At 34.8% G+C, this 20635-nt stretch carries 23 protein-coding genes and 1 tRNA gene; 17 read left to right on the forward strand and 7 right to left on the reverse strand.

The window, feature by feature from the left end; translation table 11 throughout:
* The first annotated feature begins 179 nt into the window (after positions 1-179).
* From MMARC5_RS08755 to comE, 9 genes are all read left to right on the forward strand, one after another.
* Positions 180-2156, forward strand: coding sequence for a CoB--CoM heterodisulfide reductase iron-sulfur subunit A family protein (locus MMARC5_RS08755; RefSeq protein ID WP_011869453.1), 1977 nt, complete (start codon positions 180-182; stop codon positions 2154-2156).
* A gap of 189 nt (positions 2157-2345) precedes the next feature.
* The gene (gene vhuD / locus MMARC5_RS08760; RefSeq protein ID WP_011869454.1) at positions 2346-2750 is read left to right on the forward strand and encodes a F420-non-reducing hydrogenase iron-sulfur subunit VhuD; all 405 of its coding nucleotides are present in this window, start codon (positions 2346-2348) and stop codon (positions 2748-2750) included.
* A gap of 99 nt (positions 2751-2849) precedes the next feature.
* Positions 2850-3716, forward strand: a complete 867-nt coding sequence (gene vhuG / locus MMARC5_RS08765) for a F420-non-reducing hydrogenase subunit VhuG (RefSeq protein WP_011869455.1) — start codon at positions 2850-2852, stop codon at positions 3714-3716.
* Positions 3717-3757: 41 nt separating this feature from the next.
* Entirely contained in the window at positions 3758-5014 is a 1257-nt protein-coding gene (vhuA, locus tag MMARC5_RS08770) for a F420-non-reducing hydrogenase Vhu subunit A (protein WP_011869456.1), read from the forward strand.
* Between the two features lie 14 nt (positions 5015-5028).
* On the forward strand, positions 5029-5163 hold the full coding sequence (gene vhuU / locus MMARC5_RS09900; RefSeq protein ID WP_011869457.1) for a F420-non-reducing hydrogenase selenoprotein subunit VhuU: 135 nt from the start codon (positions 5029-5031) through the stop codon (positions 5161-5163).
* An 89-nt stretch (positions 5164-5252) separates the two neighbouring features.
* Positions 5253-6440 carry a F420-non-reducing hydrogenase associated-polyferredoxin VhuB gene (vhuB, locus tag MMARC5_RS08775; RefSeq protein ID WP_011869458.1) on the forward strand — a complete coding sequence of 396 codons (1188 nt, stop codon included), beginning with the start codon at positions 5253-5255 and terminating at the stop codon, positions 6438-6440.
* 27 nt (positions 6441-6467) lie between these two features.
* Positions 6468-7772, forward strand: a complete 1305-nt coding sequence (locus MMARC5_RS08780; RefSeq protein ID WP_081430844.1) for a formylmethanofuran dehydrogenase subunit B — start codon at positions 6468-6470, stop codon at positions 7770-7772.
* 215 nt (positions 7773-7987) lie between these two features.
* The gene (locus tag MMARC5_RS08785) at positions 7988-8656 is read left to right on the forward strand and encodes a HisA/HisF family protein (protein WP_011869460.1); all 669 of its coding nucleotides are present in this window, start codon (positions 7988-7990) and stop codon (positions 8654-8656) included.
* Between the two features lies 1 nt (position 8657).
* Positions 8658-9215 (forward strand): sulfopyruvate decarboxylase subunit beta, encoded by a 558-nt coding sequence (gene comE / locus MMARC5_RS08790; protein ID WP_011869461.1) that lies wholly within the window; start codon positions 8658-8660, stop codon positions 9213-9215.
* An 11-nt stretch (positions 9216-9226) separates the two neighbouring features.
* On the opposite strand, the gene MMARC5_RS08795 is transcribed toward comE, so the two are convergent.
* Genes MMARC5_RS08795 through MMARC5_RS08810 form a run of 4 tightly spaced genes read right to left on the reverse strand, consistent with a single transcriptional unit; the run spans position 9227 to position 11363 of the window.
* Positions 9227-9910 carry a hypothetical protein gene (locus MMARC5_RS08795; RefSeq protein ID WP_011869462.1) on the reverse strand — a complete coding sequence of 228 codons (684 nt, stop codon included), beginning with the start codon at positions 9908-9910 and terminating at the stop codon, positions 9227-9229.
* Positions 9911-9920: 10 nt separating this feature from the next.
* On the reverse strand, positions 9921-10127 hold the full coding sequence (locus tag MMARC5_RS08800) for a 4Fe-4S dicluster domain-containing protein (RefSeq protein ID WP_011171631.1): 207 nt from the start codon (positions 10125-10127) through the stop codon (positions 9921-9923).
* Positions 10128-10143: 16 nt separating this feature from the next.
* Positions 10144-11145, reverse strand: a complete 1002-nt coding sequence (locus MMARC5_RS08805; protein WP_011869463.1) for an RNA-guided pseudouridylation complex pseudouridine synthase subunit Cbf5 — start codon at positions 11143-11145, stop codon at positions 10144-10146.
* 20 nt (positions 11146-11165) lie between these two features.
* The gene (locus MMARC5_RS08810; protein WP_048058535.1) at positions 11166-11363 is read right to left on the reverse strand and encodes an AtpZ/AtpI family protein; all 198 of its coding nucleotides are present in this window, start codon (positions 11361-11363) and stop codon (positions 11166-11168) included.
* 113 nt (positions 11364-11476) lie between these two features.
* Between MMARC5_RS08810 and MMARC5_RS08815 the strand changes: the two genes are divergently transcribed.
* The 4 genes from MMARC5_RS08815 to MMARC5_RS08830 all read left to right on the forward strand — a co-directional run bounded on the left by MMARC5_RS08815 (position 11477) and on the right by MMARC5_RS08830 (position 13062).
* Positions 11477-11640 (forward strand) — tRNA-Trp (locus MMARC5_RS08815).
* Between the two features lie 138 nt (positions 11641-11778).
* Positions 11779-11997, forward strand: coding sequence for a class III signal peptide-containing protein (locus MMARC5_RS08820; RefSeq protein WP_011869464.1), 219 nt, complete (start codon positions 11779-11781; stop codon positions 11995-11997).
* A 189-nt stretch (positions 11998-12186) separates the two neighbouring features.
* Positions 12187-12411, forward strand: a complete 225-nt coding sequence (locus tag MMARC5_RS08825; RefSeq protein WP_011869465.1) for a class III signal peptide-containing protein — start codon at positions 12187-12189, stop codon at positions 12409-12411.
* Between the two features lie 18 nt (positions 12412-12429).
* Positions 12430-13062: a metallophosphoesterase gene (locus MMARC5_RS08830; protein ID WP_011869466.1), complete on the forward strand. Its 633-nt coding sequence runs from the start codon at positions 12430-12432 to the stop codon at positions 13060-13062.
* A 1-nt stretch (position 13063) separates the two neighbouring features.
* On the opposite strand, the gene MMARC5_RS08835 is transcribed toward MMARC5_RS08830, so the two are convergent.
* Complete coding sequence (locus tag MMARC5_RS08835; protein WP_011869467.1) at positions 13064-13705, reverse strand: hypothetical protein; 642 nt, start codon at positions 13703-13705, stop codon at positions 13064-13066.
* Between the two features lie 133 nt (positions 13706-13838).
* Between MMARC5_RS08835 and recJ the strand changes: the two genes are divergently transcribed.
* Both recJ and MMARC5_RS08845 read left to right on the forward strand, forming a co-directional pair.
* Positions 13839-15242 carry a single-stranded-DNA-specific exonuclease RecJ gene (gene recJ / locus MMARC5_RS08840; RefSeq protein WP_011869468.1) on the forward strand — a complete coding sequence of 468 codons (1404 nt, stop codon included), beginning with the start codon at positions 13839-13841 and terminating at the stop codon, positions 15240-15242.
* Between the two features lie 33 nt (positions 15243-15275).
* The gene (locus MMARC5_RS08845) at positions 15276-16562 is read left to right on the forward strand and encodes a phosphoadenosine phosphosulfate reductase domain-containing protein (protein ID WP_011869469.1); all 1287 of its coding nucleotides are present in this window, start codon (positions 15276-15278) and stop codon (positions 16560-16562) included.
* On the opposite strand, the gene glmS is transcribed toward MMARC5_RS08845, so the two are convergent.
* Positions 16549-18348, reverse strand: a complete 1800-nt coding sequence (gene glmS / locus MMARC5_RS08850; RefSeq protein ID WP_011869470.1) for a glutamine--fructose-6-phosphate transaminase (isomerizing) — start codon at positions 18346-18348, stop codon at positions 16549-16551. The two genes, MMARC5_RS08845 and glmS, sit on opposite strands and share 14 nt — an antisense overlap.
* A 110-nt stretch (positions 18349-18458) precedes the next feature.
* Between glmS and MMARC5_RS08855 the strand changes: the two genes are divergently transcribed.
* Entirely contained in the window at positions 18459-18896 is a 438-nt protein-coding gene (locus MMARC5_RS08855; RefSeq protein ID WP_011869471.1) for a UPF0179 family protein, read from the forward strand.
* Positions 18897-18900: 4 nt separating this feature from the next.
* Here the strand turns inward: MMARC5_RS08855 and MMARC5_RS08860 are convergent, their stop codons facing one another.
* Entirely contained in the window at positions 18901-19722 is an 822-nt protein-coding gene (locus MMARC5_RS08860; protein ID WP_011869472.1) for a TIM barrel protein, read from the reverse strand.
* A 72-nt stretch (positions 19723-19794) separates the two neighbouring features.
* On the opposite strand from MMARC5_RS08860, the gene MMARC5_RS08865 reads away from it, so the two are divergent.
* On the forward strand, positions 19795-20631 hold the full coding sequence (locus MMARC5_RS08865) for a UbiA family prenyltransferase (protein WP_011869473.1): 837 nt from the start codon (positions 19795-19797) through the stop codon (positions 20629-20631).
* Positions 20632-20635: the final 4 nt, after the last annotated feature.

The raw sequence follows: 20635 nt of genomic DNA on the forward strand, positions 1-20635 counted from the left end.
TCTAATTGTCATTTCAGTGATGGTAAACACACTATTGAACTTTTTTTAAAGAATGTTATTATTTTTTCTAATATTAATAGATGATATTAGCAATTTCAAGAATGTATCTTTTTATAAGCAGGTGAGTGTAGTATAAATGTATACCAATTACCTTACTTGTTATATGTGGAGGTGAATCCATGAGTGACCCCAAAGTGGGTGTATTCGTCTGCTACTGTGGTGCAAACATCAATGGTGCAGTGGATTGTGAAGCCGTAAAGGATTTCGCTTCTAAATTAGATGGTGTAGAAGTTGCAGCAACCTACCCGTTCATGTGTGCTGACCCAGGTCAAGGTCTTATCAAAGACGCGATCAAAGAGCACGGATTGGACAGGATAGTTGTTGGAGCATGCACTCCTAAGATCCACGAGCCAACCTTTAGAGGTTGCCTACAGGATGCGGGAATATCCCCGTACTACCTAGAGTTTGTAAATATTAGAGAACACGACGCATTTGTCCACATGGGCGATGTAGAAGCAGCAACCAAAAAAGCATGTGAAATGATTGCTGGTGGAGTCGAACGAGCTAAGAAATTAGAAGACGTTCCTCAAAAAGTCGTAGATGTAGATAAAAGCTGTATGGTTATCGGTGCAGGTATTGCAGGTATTCAATCTGCTCTTGACCTCGGTGACCAAGGATTCAAAGTCTACCTTGTAGACCGAGACGAGTCAATCGGAGGAAGGATGGCGCAACTTGCAAAGACTTTCCCGACAGACGACTGTGCAATGTGAATTCTCGCACCAAAAATGGTGTCAGCAGCTAACCACCCTAACATTGAATTAATTACATTTGCTGAGATTAAAAATATCGACGGTTACATCGGAAACTTCGATGTTACACTCGAGAAAAAACCAAGATATGTTGACGAAGACATATGTACCGGATGTGGTGCATGTGCAGCAGCATGTCCAATTGAGGTGCCTAATGAGTTTGATTTAGGATTAGGTACTAGGAAAGCAATTTATGTTCCATTCCCACAAGCAGTTCCATTACTTTACACAATCGATAAAGAACACTGTATTGATTGTGGACTTTGTGCAAAAGTTTGCTGTGCAGAGGCAGTAAGATACGATCAGAAACCTCAAGAACTCAAAATCAATGTTGGTACAATTATTACCGCAACAGGATATGATGAGTTCGATGCAAGCAGAAAAGAAGAGTATGGATACGGAGTTTACGACAACGTAATTACAACTCTCGAAGTTGAAAGGATGATTAACCCTGCTGGTCCAACCCACGGGCACGAAATTAGGCCTAGCGACGGAAAAGCACCAAAAAGAACTGTATATATACAGTGCGTTGGTTCAAGAGACGAGAAAGTTGGAAACCCATACTGTTCAAGAGTATGCTGTATGTTCGCATTGAAAAATGCGCAGTTAATGAAAATGCACGACCCTAATGCAGAAGTTTACATCTGCTACATGGATATCAGGGCTTTTGGTAAAGGGTACGAAGAGTACTACAAGAGAGCTCAGGACCAGTTCGGAGTTAAATTCATTAGGGGAAGACCTGCTAACATTATCGAAGATCCAGAAACTAAAAACTTGACCGTGAGAGTTGAAGACACCCTCATGGGAGAAATTTTAGAGATCGACGCTGATTTAGTAGTTCTTTCAGCAGGTTTGGAAGCTAAAAAAGATGCCGGAGAACTCGCTAAGATGCTCGGTATCGATAGAGGTCCAGAAGGATTCTTTAAAGAATTACACCCTAAATTAGCACCAGTTAACACAAAAGTTGACGGTGTTGCAATTGCAGGGGTCGCTCAAGGACCAAAAGATATTCCAGATACTGTAGCACAAGCAAAAGGTGCTGCAAGTGCTGTTGCAATTCCAATGTCACAAGGTCAGTTCAAGATCGAAATGATTAGGGCAACAGTTAACGAGGAAGTATGTGGTGGCTGTAAAGTATGTGCTTTAATGTGCCCATACAATGCTATTACCTACGAAGAAAAAGACGGTCACTTGGTGGCAGTAACTGATGACGTTGCATGTAAAGGATGTGGTTCATGTGCAGCAGCATGTCCAAGTGGTGCAATGCAGTTAAGATACTACCGAGATGAACAGGTCATCGGAATGATTGACGGTATTTTAAATGCCGCAAAAATGTTGGAAGAATAATTTAAGCACAAGGAACAGGGAATGAACTATTAAATAACTAATTATCAATTCAAATATAAATTCTCAGCAAAATTAAGTTAGGAATGGTGTTAATTCATATCATATGACGAGCAACCCGAAGGTTTAGACCAGGGAAGTTCTGATGAGTTACGAATTAATTTAATTAAAAAATTAAAAAAGGGATATATTATGGCAGAACCCGTAATTATGGCCTTTGTATGTTACCAGTGAGGATACGGTGCAGCCGATTTGGCTGGTACAAGCAGAATGCAATACCCTGCATCAGTTAGAGCTATTAGAGTGCCATGTACTGGTAAATTCGATATTACCTATGCATTAAGAGCATTCGAAAAAGGTGCTGACGCAGTATTCGTTGCAGGTTGAAAACCAAACGAATGTGCATTCGAAACTGGAAACTTCAAAGCTGAAGAAAGGGTTAAATTTGGAAAACAGATCCTAGATGAACTTGGAATCGGTGGCGAAAGACTTGAGATGTTCTTCATGTCAGGTGCTGACGCAGGTAAATTCACCGAATCAGTTAACGAAATGACTGAAAGAGTTAAAAAATTAGGACCTAACCCATTCAAAGCGTAAAACGGTTTAAAAAGAGAATGAATTTTGCGGGGAACCAACTGGACTCGTAAAAGGACTGCCCTCTGTTAGGGAATTTTTTACCAATCACAAGGTGATTAAATGGCAGATAAAGTTAAGGTAGGCATTATACAACTCTGCGGATGCTCTGGATGCCATATATCACTACTTGACTTACACGAAGGCCTTTTGGACGTTCTTCCAGCTTTGGAAATTGTTTACGCTCCAATCATTGCTGACGTAAAGGAAATTCCTGATGTGGACGTATTCTTAGTCGAAGGCGGAGTAAGAAGCGAACACGATGAACACTTGATTCATGAAATCAGGGAAAAATCAAAAGTAGTGATTGCATGGGGATCCTGTGCAGCTTTCGGAGGTATTCCGGGACTTGGTAATCTGTACTCTCCAGAACAAATCAAAGAAACAGTTTACACAACAGTTTCAACCGATAACCCTGGAGTTATTCCAACTGATGGAGTTCCTGAATTAACTACTACTGTGAAACCAATAACAGAAGTAGTTAAAGCAGATTACGTAATCCCAGGATGCCCTCCAAAACCTGCATTGACCGCAGGAGCAATTGTTGCATTATTAGAAGGAAAAGAACCAGTATTACCTACAAAAATTGTATGTGATGAATGTCCTAGAACAAAAGAGAATGTATTCCCTACGGAATTCAAAAGATCTGGTCAAGGAACTCCTGACCCTGATAAATGTCTCTTTGAACAAGGATACACGTGCATGGGTATGGCTACAAGAGCAGGCTGTGGTGCAATGTGTCCATCAGCAAATATGCCTTGTAGAGGATGCTACGGTAAAACTGACGAAACTTTGGATCAAGGGGCAGCGGCTGCAAACACTTATGCAAATGCAGGAGAAGCAGCACTAGAAATCCCTGATAAAGTTGCAACACTAAACAGATTCACGTTACCTGTTGCATTAGTATCTAAAAAAGTCCAAAAAGAATAAAATAATAATTTCAAAAAACATAATTTAAGGATGGTGACTCTATGGGTAAGGTTACTATCGAACCTCTATCCCGTTTAGAAGGGCACGGTAAGGTTTCAATAACCTTAGATGATACGGGAAAACCAACAGATGTAAAATTACATATTACTGCCCTTAGAGGTTTCGAACAGTTTGTCATAGGTAGGCCTGCAGAGGAAGTACCAAGAATAGTACCAAGAATTTGTGGAATCTGTCAGACTCCGCACCACTTGGCAAGTGTTAAAGCAGTAGATGCTGCATGGGGCGCAGAAATACCAAGCGCAGCAGGAAAATTAAGAGAACTGATGCACCTTGGAAACATGATGCACTCCCACGCATTACACTTCTATTACTTGGCAGCTCCTGATTTTGTACTCGGTCCAGATTCAGATCCTGCAGCTAGAAACATTATTGGAGTTATCGGTGCAGTTCCTGAGGTTGCTAAAAAAGCAATTGCAATGAGAAGAGTTGGCCAAGCAATTGTGGAAACAGTTGGTGGTAGAGCAATTCACCCCGTTACAGGAGTTCCTGGTGGGGTATCCAAAGCATTGAGCGAAGAAAAAAGAGACGAATTACTAGAAGAAATTGACGATATGATCGCATTTGGTCAAGAAGGTGTCGCTCTTATCAAAGCACTCAATGAAAAATATATGGACGTTGCAAAAACACTCGGTGTAATCGATACATGGTACTTAGGTTTAGTAAAAGATGGTAAACACAACTTCTACGGAGACACGTTAAGATTCATGTCCCCTGACGGAAAACAAATTACCGACTTTAAACCTTCAGAATACTTAGATAACATTGGTGAACATGTTGTAGAACACAACTACGTTAAATATCCATACAATAAAAAAGTTGGATATCCAGAAGGGCTCTACAGAGTAGGACCATTAGGAATGATTAACGTATGTGACTCAATGCCTACACCTCTTGCCGAAGAAGCTAGAAAAGATTTCGCAGACACTTTCGGAAAACCAGCAAACCAATCACTCGCATACAACCATGCAAGATTGATCGAGTTACTCGGTTCATGCGAAAGAGTCAAGGAACTTTTAGAAGACCCAGAAATAACTTCAACAGATATTAAAGCAGAAGTTGAACCTAAAGCTGGAAATGGTGTTGGTGCGATTTACGCTCCAAGAGGTACATTAATCCACAATTATGAAACAGATGATAAAGGAATTGTTGTAAAAGCAAACATGATTGTAGCTACAACACACAATGTACCTACCATGGAAAAAGCTATCCAACAAGCTGCTGAAGTGATCTTCAAATAAGCACGGTGGTAAAGATGGTAGATGAGGCAAAATTAAATTTAATCGAGATCGTGCTAAGGGCATACGATCCATGATATTCGTGTGCAGCGCACATGATTGTAAAAGACGAACAAGGAAAAGTTCTCCTTGAAGTCATAAAAGAAGAATAAATATTCTCTAACCGAACCCTAATTGGGAGGCTAGAGAAACCTTCAATAGAAGGCCCCATACCTTTAAAAATTTTTTCGGGGGTTGTCATTTGGCAGGAATATCTATTCAAGAGGATGCTTGCCTTGTGTGTAATGCCTGTGCGAAGGCATGCCCTACAGAGGCAATAGAGATTGCCCCCTTCAAGACATGTATCCAGTGCTTTAGTTGTGCTAATGCATGTCCGACAGGGGCATTGGTTGTAAAAGATGGAAAATTAGTTTTCAATGGAAGTAAATGTGATTTAGATGGCGCATGTGCAAAAGCATGCCCTCAAGGAATCAAAAAAGTAGATGACAGATTCCCATACTCCAAAGGACACTGTGTTCTTTGTGAAAAATGTGTTGATATTTGTCCTGCTGAAATAATTTCACTTCCTGGAAAAGTTGAAAAGCCTAAAAAAGAAGTAGTTATCCCACAAGAACCAATTGCAGTTACAAAAGAATGTGTTGCTTGTGGTGTATGTGTTCCAGAGTGTCCGGTTGATGCAATATCCCTTGAAGATATCGCAGTAATCGATACAGACAAGTGTATATACTGTACTGTATGTTCACAAACATGTCCTTGGAACGCAATCTTTGTAGCAGGAAAAGTGCCTCAAAAAAGACAGAAAACAATCAAATCTTTCACAGTTAATGAGGAAGAATGTATTGGTTGTGAGAAGTGTGTTGAAGTATGTCCTGGTTCAATGATTGAATACAACGCTAAAGATTTAGGTGTTAACTTACCATTAGCATGCCCTGCATGTGGGCTCTGTGTAGAAAGCTGTCCAGTTGAAGTTATTAGCTTGGAAGTTGAATATGCAAGCGCAAAACCAGTTACTGACGAAGGTCTTGTCTGGTTAGAAGAAAAATGTGCATACTGCGGACCTTGTGCAATCAAATGTCCAACAGGTGCAATAAAAGTAGTTAATCCGAAAGGATTAGAATTACCTTCAAAGAAAAAAACCGAAAAAGCAAACGAATTCGCAATGTGTATTCGATGCGGTGCCTGTGCAATGAAGTGTCCAACCGGCGCTTTAAAAATGGGTAATGTGGTTCATGAAGGTAAAGAATACACAAGAGTTGAATTCAGCCCTGCATTATGTAATGAATGCGGCGAATGTGTAGACGTATGTCCACAGAAAACACTGGAACTTACCGGTGACGACAAAATGCCTCTCAAAGGTTACTGTGTAATGTGCTTGAAATGTATTGAAGCATGTAACAAAACCAAAAAAGAAGCATTAACATTGAAATAACCATTCCCATCTTTTTTGGTGATAAAAGTGGAAGTGTTTAAGAATGTCGTATGCCCATTCTGTGGAACTCTTTGCGATGATATCGAAGTTCTTGTAGAAAATAACCATGTTGTTGGGACTAGAAATGCATGCAGAATCGGAAATGCAAAATTTATGCACTTCGAGGGCGCTGTAAGATACGAAGACCCCCTCATGAGGGAAAATAAGAAAGATGACTTTAAAAAGGTTGACTACGAGACTGCGACAGAAGAAACCGCAAGGTTACTCGTCGAAGCAAAGTTACCACTCATTTACGGGTGGAGTTCTGCAGAATGCCATGCACAACAATTAGGTGTATTATTGGCTGAAAAAACGAAAGCTATTGTGGATAACACCGCGAGTGTTTGACACGGGCCTTCACTTTTAGCTGTACAGGATGTAGGATACCCTGTTTCAACATTAGGAGAAACTAAAAACAGAGCAGACGTTGTCTTGTTCTGGGGTTCAAACCCAATGCATGCTCACCCAAGACACATGAGCAGGTACTCAGTATTCCCAAGAGGATTCTTTAGACAAAGAGGTAAACAGGACAGACAGATGATTGTAGTAGATCCAAGAAAAACGGATACTGCAAAACTCGCTGACGTTCACCTCCAAGTGGAGCCCCATAAGGATTATGAGCTTGTAAGTGCTCTTAGAGCTGCAGCAAAAGGATTTAATATTGAAGCTGAACAGGTAGCTGGTGTTCCAACGGAAACCATCTACGAAGCAGTCGACATCTGTAAAAATGCCCAGTTCGGTTCACTCTTCTTCGCGATGGGTGTGACAATGAGTAGGGGAAAACACAGAATTATTGACAATGCTATTCAGTTTGTAATTGATATGAATGCATATACTAAGTTTGTATTGACTCCAATGAGGGGACACTACAACGTTAACGGATTCAATCAGGTTTCAACCTGGGTTACTGGATACCCATACGGTGTAGACTTCTCAAGAGGATACCCAAGATACAATCCTGGAGAAACTGCTTCAAACGATGTATTGCAGAGAGGAGACACCGACATGATGATCAACGTTGCATCAGATGCAGGTGCCCACTTCCCTCAAAAAGCAGTACAGCACATGGCAAAAATCCCGCTTGTATGTATCGATCCTCACGAAACTCCATCATCTGTAATTTCCAATATTGTACTTCCTCCAGCAATAACTGGACTCGAAGTTTCAGGAACTGCTTACAGAATGGACGGTGTTCCAATCGAACTAAGAAAAGTCATCAAAGCTCCTGAAGGAATGCTTTCCGATGCAGAAATAATGAAAATGTTGATCAAAAAGGTCGAAGAAATGAAATAATTAAATTTCGGTATCCTACGACTGAAGAAAAAATAACTCGTTGAACGGAAACCTTTATGGACCTTTCAACAAAAATCTCTTTTTAAATTATTTATTTCAAAATTATTCTGGTTTTTAAAGAATTTATTTTAATTTATTAATAAATAGAAAAATTATATAATTTACAAGTTTGAAATTCATTTTTAGATTTAGTTATTTTAAAATTAGGTGTTTTTATGGAAATTATACCAGTTATTGATTTAATGGATGGATTGGCAGTTTCGGGAAAAAGCGGGAACAGAAAAGAGTATGTTCCAATAAAATCTGTTTTAGGTGATTCTTCAGCCCCTATTGATGTAATCAAAAGATACAAAGAAAATGGCGCAAAAAAAGTGTATATTGCAGATTTAAACTCGATAATGGGTACCGGAAACAATTTTGAAATTGTAAAAAATTTGGATATTTTTAAAATTGTTGATTTTGGAGTTAAAGATAAAAAAGATTTAGAAAACGTCAAAGAATATTCTGAAATGACCATATTGGGAACTGAGACAATAAATGACATTTTGATTTTAAAAGAAGAAAATATTATTTTAAGTCTTGATTTTAAGGATGAAAAACTTTTAAATTATGATTTAGATGAAATTTTAAGTGAAATCGATAAAAAAACGCCTTTAATAATCTTAGATATCTCGTCAGTTGGAACTCAAAAAGGAATTAATGTGGAATTAATAAAAGATATATTGAAAAAAACAGATAATCCCATATACATTGGCGGCGGAATTAAATCTGAGGAGGACTTAAAAATTTCAAAGGAACTTGGAATTTGTGGAGTATTGATTGGAACTACAATACATAACGGAAAACTCGATTTAAAAAAAATAATTCAAAAGTATGGGGAATAGTATGGAACTTACAAGATACGAAATTATTAAAATTTTAATGGAATACGTGACCGATGAAATGGTTGTTTGTAACATTGGAATTCCAAGTAAAGAACTCTTTAAAATAAACGACAGGGAAAAAAACTTCTACATGTTAGGATCGATGGGTTTATCATCATCCATCGGACATGGTTTAGCACTTTCTGTAGATGAAAAGGTAATTGCAATTGATGGGGATGGTTCTGTGTTGATGAATCTGGGTTCTCTTGCAACAATTGGAAAAACAGCTCCAAAAGATTTTTTACTTTTAATTGTTGATAACTGTGCTTATGGATCAACTGGAAATCAGGAAACTCACTCAACTTGTACTGATTTATACCAAGTCTCAAAAGCATGCGGAATAGATTCAATCGGAGTAATTAATGAAGATCAATTAAGAGACGCAGTTAAACTCGCATTAAATGAATCCGGTACAAAAGTAATTGTGGCAAAAGCAAAACCCCATAATGAGAACGTTCCAAACATAAATCTCGTTCCAACGGAAATAAAACACAGGTTTATGAAGTCGATAAAAAAATAAATATAAAAAAGTTATTTTCCCAAAAATTTATTTTTAAAGTTTAATATATTTTCATAATCCTGATTTATTGGATATCCAACAATAATATGGTCTTTAAATCTATCTAAATCTTCTTTTTTCAAGTCTTCAAGTGAAACTATAAAATCCTGCCAGTTTCCGTAATAGTTTTCACGCCTTCCAAGATAGTTTTTCATGGAATTTAAAATATTTTCATCCATTTTTTCACAATATGGAATGTAAATTGCTTTTTTTGAAGAAATATCTGGATTTTCACAGCCGTAAACATAATAAGATATCAAATCGTTTTTTTCGACAAAATCTTTTACAAGTTTTTCGACACCTTCAGTTCCAACCCAGATTTTATTTTTATACGAAACTGCTTTTTCTAAAACATTTAAAATTCTTGTTTTTTTGAAATTAGATTCTTGTTCTAAAAGATATGTGCGATTACCTAAAACAACGCAGATATCAAAATCATAAGATGAGTATTTTTCTAAAAGTTCAAAAGAATCGGATCTTTTACTTTGAACAGTCAAAACTACTTTTTTCAAGTCTTCAAGAATGTTTTCATCTAACAACGTAGTTTCAGCATCTATAACGTGGTAATCAAAAGATTTTGAAACGGTTCTGTTTATTTCAAGCAATTTTTCATAATCATAATTAATTTTAGTCAATTTTGTTGCAATCGCAAGCATTTTTTCACAATTATTCTTCAGTTTCAACAGTAATTGCCTGATCAGGGCACTGTAGTATACAGAGCTGGCAGTTTGTGCATTCTTTTGGATTCACTGGGTTTGGGGGGTAAATTCCTTTTTTATTCAGTGTTTCTGACTTTTTGTAAACGTCTTTTGGGCACACTTCAATACAGATGTCGCAGCCTTTACAATAATTTTCGTCAATTATAATCTTCATAATATTCACCGCTAATTTATTTCTTCTTTGATTCCGCTTTAGTTTTATCATTTTTATTTCTTTTTTTCCAGATTCTTGGATAAATTCCTGGCTCCATTATAACACGAGTTATTTCTACAACTTCGCCTTCTTCAGTTTTTAACATATCTTTTGTATTCATGAGCGGTTTTCCAACTGCAACAGCTTCTCCTTTCAGTGTTTCAATTAAAACAACTTCATCAGTTCCAATTCCTTTTTCAATTTTTGAAACGCCCGAGGAATAAAGTGTAGCTCCATGGCATACTGCATCAACCGCGCTATCCTTTACAATTATTTTTTTAAGGTGCTGTAGCCCGTATTCAAGAGGTTTTACCAATTTTCTTAATTCTTCTTCGTTTCCGTCTTCCTTCCAGAATATGTATGCATCGAGTAAATCCTGCAAATAAACGGCTTCATTTTCATAAAATGGCCCACTAATAGTTCTTCTAAGTTCCTGCATGTGTGCAGATGTTCCAAGAGCTTCTCCCATATCATCTACGAGTTTTCTGAGATACGTTCCAGACTGGCATTTTGTTCTAAATAATATATCTCGCCCATCAATTTCTAAAATCTCAATTTCGTAGATTTTTCTAATTCTAAGGCTTCTTTTGACAGCAGCTTTTAAAGGGGGTCTTTGGTGAATTCTTCCTGTAAATTCTTTAAAAATATTCTCAATGTCCTCAACTTTAGCATCATCATGCAGATGCATCAAACACACGTATTCTTTTGGGGGGATATGCCAGATAGGAACGCATTTTGTAGTGTTTCCTAATGCTACTGGAAGTGCCCCTGTAACTTTTGGGTCAAGCGTTCCACCATGTCCTGCTTTAACTAAATTTAGCATGTTTCTAACCCATGCGGCAACTTCATGGGATGTTGGGCCTGATGGCTTATCAATTACAACGAGCCCCGTATTTAGGAGTGTTTTTATATCTCTATTGTATGGATCAGATCCGTAATTATAATCCGTTTTTGATTCTTCTTTTACAATTAATTCCAAAATCTCACCTAATCAACCTGTCATGTTCGTTTTTTATTTCCATTCAATTGTTTTTGATGTTTTTTCATAAATTTGTAGATCCTAAATGCAGTTACAATAATTCCTGTAAAAAATCCAATTAATACAAAGCAGTTGTTACTATATGCATTCTTAAGTATATAACCTATTATAATTCCAAATGCTATTGGGAGAACTATTTCAAAAGCGAGATCGATCATCTTTTCAAAATTTATTTTTTAATAATATAAATCATAATCGAAGAAAACTTATTTAAAAATAAATTTAATAGTAAATTATATATATGTCTTTTTTTATTCTTATAATGTGCATTGGGAGTATGGTGTAGTCTGGTCTATCATCGGGGACTCCAAGTGCCTATATGGCCTTCTTAAGAATCTAAGGATTTTTAAGGCGCACAAACACAAGTTTGTTGCGCGGACTAAAGCCCGATGCAGGAGAAATCCCTGGACCTGGGTTCAAATCCCAGTACTTCCACTTTTTTTCTTTTAAAATATATTATTTCGCCCCATTAAGGATCATATTCGATTTTATGTTCAAAGTTAAATAAATAAATATATATATTCTGTAACATATATGGATAAATGAACCTATAACACTGTTCAGGTGGTATTAATGAAATTTTTAGAAAAACTAACATCCAAAAAAGGTCAGGTATCAATGGAAATTGGTATCCTCGTTGCAGCAGCAGTTGCAGTTGCAGCAATTGCAGCATACTTCTACGCAAGCAATGTTAAAAATTCACAAACAAATACTGGACAAGCAGCATTAGATGCTACAAACTCTCTTGGAAACGTTACAAATTCCACGATTACCGATATTGAGAATTTGTAATTTTTTTTTATTTTTTTATTTTGAACCATATGGCGAAGTTTTCACGGGCTTTATCAAAAAAATAAATTATTCTTTTAAGATATTGATCTAACATTATTATGGTTAATTTTTAAGTAGCGGTTTTAAAACTGAATATGCATACATTGTTGAATGTATTATATCCTTTAAAAAAATTTTAAATGTGGGAAAATGAAAATTTTAGAAAAACTAACCTCCAAAAAAGGTCAATTATCCATGGAAATCGGCATTTTGGTAATGGCCGCAGTTGCAGTTGCAGCAATTGCTGCGTATTATTATGCAAGCAATGTATCAAATAGTGGAAAACAGATTACGAATTCAACAAATCAGACTACTCAGGTTTTGGCTAATGCAATAAGTAGTGCTACTGCAGAATTATCTAATATCACAGATTAACAGATTTCTAGTGATTTTATGAGAATTATTGGATTAACGGATTTACATGACCGTATAATTAATTTTGATAAACTTTTAAGATACAAACCAGACGTTATCTTACTTTCGGGAGATATAATTCACAAAGGAGATTTTAGAATCATTGATTATTTAATGAATCTAAATAACAGGGTAAAAATTTTTTTAATTCCTGGAAACTGGGAAACTGAAGAAATAAAACAGATTATGAATGATTCCGGTTTAAATATCGATGAAAAAACTGTTAAATTCGAGGATACTATTTTTATGGGGCTTGGTGGCTCAAATATAACTCCGATATGCAGTCCAAACGAATATTCTGAAGATGAAATTTACGATAGATTTATAAAAGTTTTAAAAAATGAAAAAATAGACATTAAAAATAATTTTATTATGGTTTCCCACGTTCCCCCAAAAGATACGATGGCGGATAGGTGTGATGCGGGAAATGTTGGAAGTAGCGCAGTTAGAAAAATTATTGAAGAATTTAAACCCGTTTTATGCGCATGCGGCCATGTTCACGAAAGTAGGTGTATTGATAAAATAGGGAATACATTAATTGTAAATCCTTCATCGACGGGATTTTTTATATATGATACAAAAACTAAAAATTTAGAAATACATGATTTATAATCTATCTTAAAAGGGTTTTCTTCAAAGAAACTCGTCCTGAAGCTTTTTTCTTTATAAATGCTCTCATATCTAAATAGTATATTAAAATAAACAGATATGGAACAAGTATTGCTGGATAATATTCAATTTCAATTAGATTTAATAGTATCAAACCAACCGTTAATATTAGGTATGAAACTATATATAGTTCAAATGCCCAGTATCGAACTATACTGTTCCCGATTAGTGCAAATGATGTGATTAGCATGATGAATACCAAGTAAATCATGCTCATGTATCCCAGTGGTATAATGTATAACAAAAATACGAATAAAAGTGCTGAATAGAATAAAATAATTGCTATATAATACTCAATTCCAAATTCTTCAAGACCGCGAAAACTTGAAGCATCAATGCTCAATGAGTTATCAAAATATGCTCTCGAAATTTCAAATACTGCCATTGTAGCTATCGAAAATCCAATAACTGGAACAATACTATCTGTATTCAATGTTTTCAATGCAATTTCCAAAAGTACGTATGTATTAAGGGTACACATCAATACAATAATCATGTAGTATCCTGTCATGGATTTTGATATTTTGGTAAACACATAACCTATTATACCGGAAATTAACACAAGGAGTAATGTTTGATAATCCATAAATATTCCTGCAATGGTTTTTTAAGGGTCAATGATAGATATATATTAATTTTATATTATATAAATGGTACTCTCACGAGTTTTGAGTTTTAAACGTTTAAATTATGTTTTATTTTGGAATAACGGTGCTGTAATGGAATATTTAATTAATTTAAAAAAAGCAGTTAAATTACTTAGAAAAAATCGGGATAAAAAAATACTAGTCTGTACTCACATCGATACAGACGGTATAAATTCCAGAATTATTTTAGAAAAAGTGCTTGAAAGATTGAATATTGGGGCGGAATTTCTATTTTTAAGGCAGATTGATTATGGAACAGTTGATACAATTCCATTTGATAATGATTTAATAATATTTGCAGACCTTGGAAGCGGTCAAATCGATTTAATAAATGAAAAGTTAAAAGAAATCTCCAAAAAACCAAAAATAATTATTTTAGACCACCACCTGATTTCAAATGAAAAAATCCCTGAAAATATTGTAAATGTAAACCCCCACAACAACGGAATTGACGGCGGGAAAGAAATTTGCGGTGCTGGAGTTTGCTACCTTTTTGCAAAGATATGTGATCCCCGATTTACTGATCTTGCAAAATATGCAGTTTTAGGGGCTGTTGGGGATGTTCAAAGTCTTGAAGGAAATTTAATTGGATTGAATAGGGATGTAATTTTAAAAGATGCAATTAAATCTGGCGATATTTCGGTAAGTCCTGATTTACAGTTTTACGGGAAGCATACGAGGCCGCTTTTTACTTCGATTAAATATTTCACCGACGTTAGAACCGATCTTACCGATAACGACTCTCGAATAATTAACTTTATAAACAATGTAAACAGAAAGCACGGAACCGATATAATTCCAAAAAATTACCTGTGTGAGCTCACATTTGAAGAAAAAAAGATCATGGGAACTGAGTTTTTACACAAATGCAGTCGATATATTCCTCCTGCATGGCGAATACACCTTCCAAAAGTTATTTTTGGGGAAAGTTATGAGTTAACAAATGAAGAATTTAAATCGAATCTGAAGAATCTGGAAGAATTTTCAACCTGTATAAATGGATGTTCGAGATACGATGAATATGAAGTTCCTCTGGAAGTTTTAAAAGGGGATCGGGATAAAAACTACAGTAAAATGCTTAGAATGCTTAAAAAACACAAAAGAAATCTTGCAGGTTCGATGGATTTTTTAAGGAATGAAGTTGAAATAGTTCAGAAGGAAAATTTCCAGTACTTTAAAGTTGATAAAAATGCAATAAAAGGAAACATCGTTGGAATTGTTGCAGGAATGAGTTATTCTCTTGAAAAGGTTGACTGGAAAAAGCCAATTTTTGCAGTTTCCGAGGTAGATGGGGGATACAAGGTTTCAGCAAGATGTCCAAAGCTTTTATCCTTTGCACAAGATATTAATCTTGCAACTGCGATAAACTACGCTTCTAAAAAGGTTGGTGGAAGTGGCGGCGGACACAAATTCGCCTGTGGGGCTTATATCCCAGAAATTGGAGATTTTGTTAAATATCTCGAAGAAAAATTATAATTTAGATTAAAGTGAAGATTTGTAGGTAAAAATATGTTCAAAGAAGACACAAAATTTGCATCACTATATGAAATAAAGGTTTTAAATGAATTAACTGGAAAAAACTTCCAAGAAGATGATTTAATCCTTTTAGAAAAGCTTTCTGGAGTAGATTATAGAAAAAGGGTTTACGTTTCAGAAGATCAAATCGGAACACTCGAGTTTGATTTACTGGATTTAACGTGGAAGTTTATCCCTTCTCCCCTTTATTATATGATCGAAGATCCAAAAATCTCCTTAAAATATACTAAAAAACGGCTTAAAGGAAAATATATTAAAGAAGAACTTCTGGAAAACCCCGAAGAATTAAATGAAGTCTTAAAAGATGATTTTGAATATATTGGGGTAAAAATTGGAGATTTTTTGGGAGTTGGCGTTAGAAAAGAGGATCGGGTAAAAGTAAAAGATCTTTCAAGGAAAAAAGAACTCGATTTTCAAAAGATTTCTGATTATTTAGAATATAATAAAGGAAATCTTGACGAAATGGTTGAATATTCAATAGAAATCCTTCAAGATACTGTCGAAAAATATAAAAGAAAGGGATATGCAATAAACGCATCTTTTAGCGGTGGAAAGGACAGTGCAGTATCTACATTACTTTCTAAAGAAGTTATTCCTGATCTAGATGTTGTATTTATTGATACCGGTTTAGAATATCCTGAAACCCTAAATTATGTAAAAGATTTTGCAAAAAAATATGATATAAACTTAGATACTGTAGATGGGAATAATTTCTGGGACAATCTTGAAAAAGAAGGTATTCCTACGAAAGATAATCGATGGTGTAACAGTGCATGTAAACTCATGCCTTTGAAAAGATACTTAAAAAAGAAATATGGAAACAAGAAAGTTCTTACAATCGACGGTACAAGAAAATACGAAAGTTTTACCCGTGCAAATTTAGACTATAAAAGAAAAAGTGGATTTATCGACTTCCAGACAAATTTATTTCCAATTCTCGACTGGAATTCTCTTGATATCTGGAGTTACATATTTTCAAATGATATCTTATACAATCCGATGTATGACAAAGGCTTTGAAAGAATCGGCTGTTATTTATGCCCTTCAGCATTAAACAGTGAATTTTTAAGGGTAAAAGAACTTCATCCCGACTACTTTGAAAGATGGGTCAAATATCTTAAAAAGTACTTCCCGGAAAGCGAAGTATTAAGGGGATTCTGGAGATGGGATGAACTTCCGCCAAAAATGATCGAGCTCGAGGAAGATATGGGCGTAGATATCGAAAAAAAGAAACGATTAAAAAGAATTACTCAACTGTAACACTTTTTGCAAGCCCTCGTGGCTTATCCACATCTCTTTTTAATTCAACGGCTTTGTAGTATGCTAAAAGTTGGCAAGCTGGTGCGTAAACAAAAGGACTTACCTCTTCAATTACATCTGGAACTTTTATTGAATATTTTAAATTGTCTTCAACCGGTGAAATTCCGATGATTTTGCCATTCCTTGCTTTTATTTCTTCCACATTTGAAAGAACGGAACTTAAAAGTTCAGATTTTGAAGGTGGGATTAGTGCAACAGTATCCATATTTTCATCAATCAAAGAAATAGTTCCGTGTTTTAAAAATCCGCTGCTCATTCCTTCAGCATGTAAATAGGTTATTTCTTTGAATTTCAAAGCCCCTTCAAGGGCATTTGCAAGATTAATCCCTTTTGAAATAAAAAGATAGTTTTTAGCGGTTAATTCTTTTGCAATTTTTGAGATATTTTCTTTTTCATCCAAAACTTTTGAAATATAATTCGGAATATTTAGTAATTCTTTTTCAAAAATATCCATATTTTTTCCGATAATTTTACCATATTCAATGAATAACCGGTATAAAATAACAAGCTGTGACATGAATGTTTTTGTTGCGCAAACTGCAATTTCTAGGCCCGAACCCATCATTATTGTGATGTCTGCTTCTCTTGTTGCAGTACTTCCAAGTACGTTTACTATGGTTGCAGTTTTTGCACCCTTTTCTTTAGCGTATTTGATTGCTTTCATGGTGTCGTATGTTTCACCGCTTTGGGTTATCCCAATAACCAAAGTTTTCTCATCAACAATTCCCTTTATTAAAAATTCAGACGAATCGAGTGGAATAACTAATTTATTTAATCCTGAGAACCAGTATTCCGCAACCATTGCAGCATGAAGTGAAGTGCCCATTGCGGTGATGTATATTTTATCACATTTTTCAATTTCACTTGCAAGTTTTTCAATTTCAGGTTTTGAAATTTTCATCGAATTTTTTAAAATTACGGGTTCTTCCATAATTTCTTTTAACATGAAGTGGTCGTAACCTTCCTTTTCAGCACTTTCCATGTCCCACTGAAGTTCAATGGTATCTCTTTCAACCTTTTTTCCATCATTTAAGACTTCAATATCTATTTTTTCGTCTTCTTTTCTTAAAATTACAATATCGCGATCATTTAGTGGCATTGCAAGTTTAGTATATTCTAAAAATGCCGAAATATCGCTTCCAATAAAGCATTCATCATTTTTTATCCCTAAAATTAGCGGACTTTCGTTCCTAACTCCAATCAATGTTTTCGGAAAAGTCTGATTTAAAATTAAAAGTGCATAAGTTCCTTTAAGTTTTCCAATTGCATTTTTAATTGCATCAATGTAGTTATTTTCAGTTAATTCTTCAAAATTTTTCAGTTCTTCTTCAATTAAGTGCGGGATAACCTCAGTATCTGTTTCAGATCTGAAAAAGTGGCCTTTTGAAATTAAAAATTCTTTTAATTCGCGATAATTTGAAATGATTCCATTGTGCGCAACGCAGATTTTTTCGCTACAATCATGGTGGGGATGTGCATTATTTTTTGTGATTCCACCATGTGTCGCCCACCTGCTATGTCCTATACCAATAAATCCAGTCATTTCATTAAAATTTTCTTTTTTGGAAACTTCTAGAACTTTTCCTGTATTTTTTTTAAGTTTAATCGTATCATCAATAGTCGCAATTCCGCAGCTATCATATCCCCTATATTCTAGCCTTTTTAAACCATTCAATAGTATCTTCGAAGCCCTTTCATTTCCGATATATCCGATAATTCCACACATATAAACACCCGTAATTTTCGACTGAAATCTATTTGACATTGTTTATATAATATAATTTCGATTATTATAGTTAGTACTATTTATTCAATCTTATTATTGGTGATTTTTTCATGAAAAAAATAACATTAATTGGTAGCGAGCTTGCAAAAACCGGAAATGAGTTTATTTATCTTGGGCCACTCGAAGAATGTGAACCTTGTAGATTTAAAAGAATATGTCATAATAACTTGGAAGTCGGGACGAGATACAAAATAGTAAGCGTTCGATCTGCAAATCACCCCTGTACAGTCCATGAAAACGGAGTTAAAGTGGTAGAAGTAATGCCGGCAGAATTTACAATAATAATCGAGTCTAAAAAAGCTCTCGAAGGGGTAACTTTAACGCATTCGGATATTCATTGTGACAGGGTATGCTGTGAAAATTATCTTGCATGCCATCCAGAAGGAATATCTGGAAAATACCGGGTTTCTTCAATACTTCCTGAAAAAGTAGAATGTAAAAAAGGAAATTCTCTTAAAAAAATTTCAATAGTTCCGGTTCAGCAGTAATTTTCTACAATTCTTCATAATTCTTTTTTAAAATAACTGCATCATATTCTAATCTCGGACTTTCACAAATAACTGTTCCAGAACATTCAAAATCTTTTAGGGCTTTTAATACATCCATATAATTAAATTCAGAATTTAAAATCGGAAAATGCTTTTTTTCGCCCCCTTTTCCAAAATCAATTCCCGAAATGTGAATGTGCATATCTTTAATTCCTTTTTTTCCAAGATTATTTTCAAGTTTTGTTAGAATATTACAAAATGAATTATAATCATTTATTTTTCCAAGACTTCGTGCATAAACATGCGAAAAGTCAATGCAGAGCATTATATCAATTTCACTCGATAAATGGATTAATTCGTCAACGCTTCCAAACTGCGAGATTTTTCCGGTAGTTTCGGGTCTTAATACGGCATTTATTTTATTTTTATCCATTATTTCAAGTATTTTTTGAATATTTGTTTTTATTTTTTCATAAACTAATTTCTGATCCTGTTTTAAGTAAAAACCAGAATGAAAAACAACATTTTTATTTTCAGAATTTTTTTTGTTGAATATGTGAATGATTTTTGCAGAATCAACGATTCTTTTAATACTGGATTCGATTTTTTCAAGTTCTTTTGCATTTAAATTAATGTAATATGGGGCATGTGCACTGAGCGTAATTTCAAGATTTTTTGCCAAAGTTTCCGCTTTTTCACTTTTTAAGTTAACCCCTCGAACAAATTCGAGTTCCATTGCATCAAGGTTAATTTTTTTTAGATATTCAAGTGCATTTTCGGTACTTTTCGCATTTATCGGGATTCCTGCGGTTCCAAATTTTAACATTTTATCACATTTAGAAGTATTAACCTATTTATCTAAGTTTATAGCTATATACTTTATAATGTAGGTGAAGACATGGGCATAAAAGCATATTTTGAATTAATCAGGTTAAATAATTGTTTGATGGCATCTTTTGGAGCATTTATCGGAGGTTTGATTGCATCTTATTTCAATCTAGAAATGGTTAATAATTTAATCTTCGCATCGATAGTCGTTTTTTTAGTTTGCGGGTTTGGAAATGCATTAAATGACATTTATGATTTAAAAATTGATAGAATAAACAAACCCGAACGGCCAATTCCTTCAAAAAGAATTTCACTAACTAATGCAAGAATATTTTCGTACCTGTTAGTATTTACAGGTTTATGTATATCATTGTTTAACATAACCTGCTTTTTAATGGCAGTTTTAAATTCGATAGTACTCCAACAGTATGCGAGTACGTACAAAAAAAATAAGATAATTGGAAATTTAATTGTGGCCTATTTAACGGGTTCAGTATTTATTTTTGGAGGAATTGCTGTTGGAAATATCGATGTTACAATAATGCTCTTTTTATGCGCATTATTTGCAATGTGGTCTCGAGAAATAATTAAGGACTACGAGGATATCGAAGGGGATATTCAGGAAAAAGTAATTTCAATTCCGATAAAATGCGGTGAAAATTCGATATACATTGCTGCACTTTTACTCGTTTTTGCAGTATTATTAAGTTCTTTACCTTATTTGTTTGGATTTTTCGGAATATATTACCTAATTTCAGTAGTATTTTGTGATCTATTATTCTTAATCGGAATATTCCCTCTCTTAATAAATCCCTCAAGAAGGGGGGCAAAAAATGCTTCAAGAAATATAAAAATAGTAACAAATTTGGTTTTAGTAGCTTTCGTAATTGGATCATTCTTTAAATAACTAG

The sequence above is a fragment of the Methanococcus maripaludis C5 genome (assembly GCF_000016125.1).
Taxonomy (GTDB): domain Archaea; phylum AGJL01; class Methanococci; order Methanococcales; family Methanococcaceae; genus Methanococcus; species Methanococcus maripaludis_D.